Consider the following 5,856-nt stretch of genomic DNA (forward strand, 5'->3'; position numbering starts at 1 on the left):
ATTTATTTAATTCATATAAAATCTCCTGAGTCCTTCCCACTGCAAATGAGGGTATAATAACATTTCCTCCTCTTGCAAAGGTCTCCTTAATTATTCTTAATAACTCCTTTAAGTCCTCCTTAATTTCAGGATGAACCCTATTGCCGTATGTGGTCTCTATTATCAAGTAATCCGTATGATTAATGATGGTTGGGTCTTTTATAATTGACTTATTTATATTGCCCAAATCACCACTGTACACAAGTTTTACTTCTTCTTGATTTTTTTCTGTCATATATAATTCAATAATAGCAGAACCCAAAAGATGCCCTGCATCCCTAAATCTAATTTTTAAGCCTTCAAATACCTCTATCATCTCATCATATTGAAATGATCTAAAAAGATTAAGCGAAAGCTCAGCCAATTTAGTTGTATAAAGTGGTTCTAGAGCTTTTAATCCCTGCCTTGTTCTTTTTCTATTTTTCCACTCAATCTCAGATTCATGAATGTGTCCACTGTCCGGAAGCATAATACTGCATAAATCCTTTGTTGCCTGTGTGGATAAAACTTCTCCCTTAAACCCCATCTTATAAAGTAGAGGTATTCTTCCACAATGATCTATATGGGCGTGTGATAAAATCACATAATCTACCTCTTTAGGATTAAAGTCAAACTCATCATTTGCAAATACCTTTTCACCCTTTCCCTGATATAAACCACAATCAAGCAAAACAGTCTTTCCGTTTATGTGTAAAATGTGACATGAACCTGTAACAGTTTTTGCTGCTCCATAGAATTGAATTTTCATAATAGTCCTCCTCATCATCATGTGGATAAGAGCTTTCTCGCATTACTCTAAATTTTGTCAAGAGGTTTCAAAATATTCAGATATTTCTTTCTATTATAACAAGTTTCTGCTAATTAATCTAGCTTGTCTTTAATTAAATTTATGTGGTCATACTATCATCTCATTATCTTAACATCGTAAGTTTCAACAACTAACGATTCTTCCCGTTTTCCTTATTGAAAAGTATACAACTATGTATATTTATTATTAAGTTAAAAAATAAAACACCAATGACAAAATCGAACTTTTCATAAGTGAACAAACTTACTAATATAAGAATAATATTAATGATTGTTATAAGTCTAATTGTTTTAATGCTTCTTTTTTTAAATAGCATTTTTTCAATGCTCATTTTAAATCCCGTCCAATAAGCTCTCAATTTTTAACCCCCTCTAATAAAAATCATTCAATTCATCATTATCTACAATTGTGAATAATAATATATTTTGATTATACCATAATTACCATAAAATAATTATATTTACAATTATTTTAAATGTTTAATAGCCCCGATGTGAAAGTAACACAATTACATATTATTATCTAATTTCTGTTTAGCATAAATTGCAGCACCAACCATTCCAGCAGCATCCCCTAAGAGTGCCGTTGTTATGATGCATTTTTCATTGGGAATTTTCAGAGCATGACTATTTATGGTTTTTCTAGTATTTTCTAAAAGCCTTTCACCAGCCGCTGCCATACCGCCACCAATAATAATAATTTCAGGATTATATAAATTAATGACGTTAACGAGTCCGAATCCGAGTATTTCTCCTGTTTCATGTAAAGTTTCAATTGCTATCATATCGCCTAAGTCATATGCTTCTGACACCATTTTTGCAGTGATTTCTGATAAGTTACCATGAACCCATTCACAAATAATACTGTAATGTCCACTTTCTATTTTTTTCTTTAATGTAACCAATAACCCTAAAGCTGAAACATAACGCCCTAAACAACCTGAACTTCCACATTTACAAGGACGTCCTTCACGGTACATATTCATATGACCGATTTCTCCTGCACTCCCTGTTGCTCCATACAACACACGTCCATCCATAACAATTCCAGAACCAAGACCAGTTCCCAATGTCAGTAACACAATATTTTTACTTCCTTTTCCAGCTCCCAAATACCATTCACCATACAAATTAACACGAACATCATTGTCTATAAATACTGGGATATGTAATTTTTGTTCAAACCAATTTACTACGGGCACATTTTTCCAGCCTGAAAAATTTGGTGAAAACATTGATACACCTTCATTAATATTCAATAATCCGGGTACACCTATGCCCATACATGTAATATCTTCAACAGTTAATCCTGCATTGTATATCATGCTACTAACTAATTTGTAAATTCTATTAAGTACATGTTCAGACCCTTTATCAGCTTCTGTTGAGAGTCTTTGCTCATAAATCACGTTAAATTTTTCATTAAATATAGAACCTTTAATATTGGTTCCACCCAAATCTATTCCAATATAACATTTATCCATCATTATCTCCTTATCATACTATCGTATCTTTACTACGTATTATTTTACGATTATTTATCAATCGTAGTTTTATGATTGATGCAGTATTAAGGAAGATTACGTAATAAGTAACTAATAATAATTATATCTCTTTTAGCATTAAATACTCGGTTACTCCTTTTTTATACAAGTTTGGTATAATTCCAACCTCATTATAACCAATACTTTGATACAATTGTTTAGCTCTTGGATTAAAGTCTGCAACAACAAGAAATAACTTCGAAGATGTTTTACAAGCTGTTTCTTCAAAGTGCTTTAATAGTTTTTTACCTATTCCAAGATTACGAAACTCCTCTTTTACAGCTATAATATGTAAATACGGATAGCTATGGAAAGCACCATTAATAATAAACCAAATGAACCCTAAACATACACTTTCTTCATTTAAGGCAACAAAAATTTCTCCTTTAGAAATTCCTTCACTTAAAGATTTAATTGCTTCTCCTTCTTCAAAATATCTTCCTAACTCGGACTCCTCTAAAGCAATTTTGCAGTCAACCAAGTATTCGTTTTTAGCTTTGATAATATTTATTTCCATTAACTATTGCCTCCCATCGATTTTCATAAGAATTTACTCCCGCTAATACGTATGATATTACAAATTCGCAATAAAACATAAAAATAATTATATCATAATTATAATAAATTAAACTTCACATCATTAGATATGGGGTTGTTTGCGACGGGACATAAGAACAATCCGACTTAGAAGCGTTTACTTCTAGTTTTATTATTATCTAACTGCTTTTTCTCCTATTTTTTCGCCCATAATTACACTTGTTTCAAATCCTTTATTTGTCTGATCAATTATATTTTCATCAATTTTCACTTTACTCTTCTCAAAAAATAATATGATAGTAGAGCCACCAAATTTAAAGTATCCTTTTTCATCACCTTTTTTGACTCTTTTTCCAGGAACATAAGTTTGTATTATTGATCCCACAAATGTTGCACCTACTTCTATACATAATACATCACCAAAATTATCTGAATGAAAAATGCTCCATTCTCTTTTATTTTTACAGAAAAGCTCAGTTACTGACTTTAGTGCAATTGGATTCACAGAATAATAATCACCTTTTATTTTTTTTATTTCTTCACATATACCATTATCTATAAAGTGAAACCTGTGCCAATCCGTTGGACTGAGCCGAAGAATTAGGCAGGTACCTTCTGAAAACTTTGATACTATACTTGAGTCATCGATAAGCTTGTTAAAACTATACGTATAACCTTTAACTTGTACTAATTTAGTCAAGTCAATATTATCATAGGCCACAAGTTTGCCATCACCAGGAGATATTAGTGATCCTAATACGCTATCTATAGGTCTTGACTCTTTAGTAAGTTTTCTAGCAAAAAAATCATTAAATGATTCAAATTGATCTAGTTTTTTTTCACAGATACATATATCAATGCCAAACTCTCTAATGAAAGCCGAAATTTTTCTTTTGCTCATTTTACTATCACAAAAGCAGCCATATAACTTAGAAAAAAGCTTTTTCTTAACTATTAATTCTAATAGCTTCATTCCAACCGGTGAGGAATAGATCCACCTAAGATATGTATCTCCTACTACTTGCTCAGTCTCATATTGTTTAGTTCTTCTATTATAAAATTCAATCATAATATAACCCCTTTCATGCAAATAAAGTGATTAATTATTATCACTTGTTATATATATTGCCAATCTATAATACTTGAACTTCGTATAATGAATAGGTTTGGATTCAGATGTTGAGCCGATAAAAACTACCACCATAAGTATATACTTAAATGATGATAGCTAATAAAAATTGCTCAATGTCTGAAACAAGCTTTAGAACGATGCCGCGTTTCCACTACTATGGGGATTCAATCTTATCCCTCTTTCTGAAATTAGCTTTAATAATAAGGTTATTAACTGTAATTTCCACAAATGTATCTGTAATCCTTTTAATTTTTGATTGTTTTCTAAAAATAGGCGTATTTTCCCCCTCCCCTGAAAAACCACTTTATGCTATTTTGTTTGTTTCTCCTGGCGGAGAATAGTTTTGACGATTTAGCTTATCTTTTGTTAACATTTTACCCTTACCGCAGCATGAACAAATGTTAATATCTATTCCTGTAAGTTTGAGAAGAAGCTCGGATACACTTAATTTAATATCTAAGTTTTGCTTTTTACTTTGCACCGTACCTGTAAGTTCTTTGCACTTTTTAAGCTTAGTTGACCTGTTTCTATTGCTTAATATTCCATAATGCCTAATCTTAACAAACTTTCTTGGTAGAACGTGCATGAGAAATCTTCTAATAAATTCATCTACGTTGAGAGTCATAAATTTTTCTTTATTATGGTCTTTATAATCTCTCCATTTGAAAGTGACATAACCATTTTCTAAATTTACAATCCTATGATTAGATATAGCTACTCTATGAGTATATCTCCCAAGATATTCAAGTACGTACTCCGCACTTCCAAAAGGAGGTCTGCAATATACAATCCATTCTTTTTTATATAATTTATTTATAAAACTCTGAAATATATGCTTTTCTGTTAGCTCCTCAATTCCATTAGTATATTTAAGAGTATTACTATAATAAGCTTTTTTAAGGTAAAATAGGAATTTACCTCTATTTTCTTGATAGAACTTTCACTGGGATAAAAAAATCTTTTTTTGATTTTATCCATCGGTTACCATCTAAAGTTAATCCACCACTTGGAATTATACAATGTATATGTGGATGATTAATTAAGTTTTGACCCCAGGTATGCAAAATCGACATAAATCCAATTTCGGCACCCAAATATTTTTTATCTTTTGAAAGTTCAATTAGTGTTTCTGAAACTGCTTTAAACAGAATAGAATACATTTCTTTTTGGTTTGTTAGCATTATAAAGTTAAGTTGCTCAGGTATAGTAAAAACAACATGAAAATACCCTACGGGCAATAAATCTTCTTTTCTTTTTTCAAGCCATCTTTCCTTAGCTAAAGTTTGGCATTTAGGACAATGCCTATTTCTGCAAGAATTATAAGAAATCCTCGTATGACCACATTCATCACACTCATCTACATGCCCCCCAAGCTCGGCTGTTCTACAAGCTTCAATAGAAATCATAGTTTTTTGAATATGTAGAGGCAACTTATGTTTTCTCCTATATTCACCGCCATATTGATTAAATATATCTTGAATCTCAATCATCTTGTTTATCTTTTTCGTTTAAAAGTATATCCAATGGACTCTTTATATTAAGTAAATCCATCCTTCTAAGATGTAAATAAATAGTGGTAGTAGTTATTCGAGTATGTCCTAAAAGTCTTTGAATATAACAGATATCTGTACCAGCATCCAGTAAATGCGTTGCAAAACTATGACGATTATGGGGAGCTCCCCATAAGAGGCATTATGTAGAGAGTTTCATTATGGTGAGTCTTCGACTAAACCCTTGTGTCACCAGTAATTATTTCTAAAAGACTCACCATAATAATAGGTGTTTATTTACAAAAAT

Annotated in this window: 4 protein-coding genes and 2 pseudogenes; all 6 read right to left on the reverse strand. The window is 31.2% G+C overall.

Features of this window, described 5'->3' with window-relative positions:
* Window positions 1-787, reverse strand: a 787-nt coding sequence (locus tag KPL55_RS24985; protein WP_216309471.1) for an MBL fold metallo-hydrolase, incomplete at its 3' end; no start/stop codon positions are given.
* Between the two features lie 568 nt (window positions 788-1,355).
* Complete coding sequence (locus tag KPL55_RS24990; protein ID WP_216309472.1) at window positions 1,356-2,330, reverse strand: ROK family protein; 975 nt, start codon at window positions 2,328-2,330, stop codon at window positions 1,356-1,358.
* A gap of 121 nt (window positions 2,331-2,451) precedes the next feature.
* Window positions 2,452-2,907 carry a GNAT family N-acetyltransferase gene (locus KPL55_RS24995; protein WP_216309473.1) on the reverse strand — a complete coding sequence of 152 codons (456 nt, stop codon included), beginning with the start codon at window positions 2,905-2,907 and terminating at the stop codon, window positions 2,452-2,454.
* Window positions 2,908-3,102: 195 nt separating this feature from the next.
* Window positions 3,103-3,996 (reverse strand): phosphatidylserine decarboxylase, encoded by an 894-nt coding sequence (locus KPL55_RS25000; protein ID WP_216309474.1) that lies wholly within the window; start codon window positions 3,994-3,996, stop codon window positions 3,103-3,105.
* A 367-nt stretch (window positions 3,997-4,363) separates the two neighbouring features.
* Window positions 4,364-5,549: pseudogene (locus tag KPL55_RS26885) on the reverse strand (IS91 family transposase).
* Window positions 5,542-5,712 (reverse strand): annotated as a pseudogene (locus KPL55_RS25010) (tyrosine-type recombinase/integrase); the annotation flags it as partial. The pseudogenes KPL55_RS26885 and KPL55_RS25010, both read right to left, overlap by 8 nt.
* Window positions 5,713-5,856 lie beyond the last annotated feature (144 nt).

The organism is Clostridium lacusfryxellense, assembly GCF_018861735.1.
GTDB classification, from domain to species: Bacteria; Bacillota; Clostridia; order Clostridiales; family Clostridiaceae; genus Clostridium_AD; species Clostridium_AD lacusfryxellense.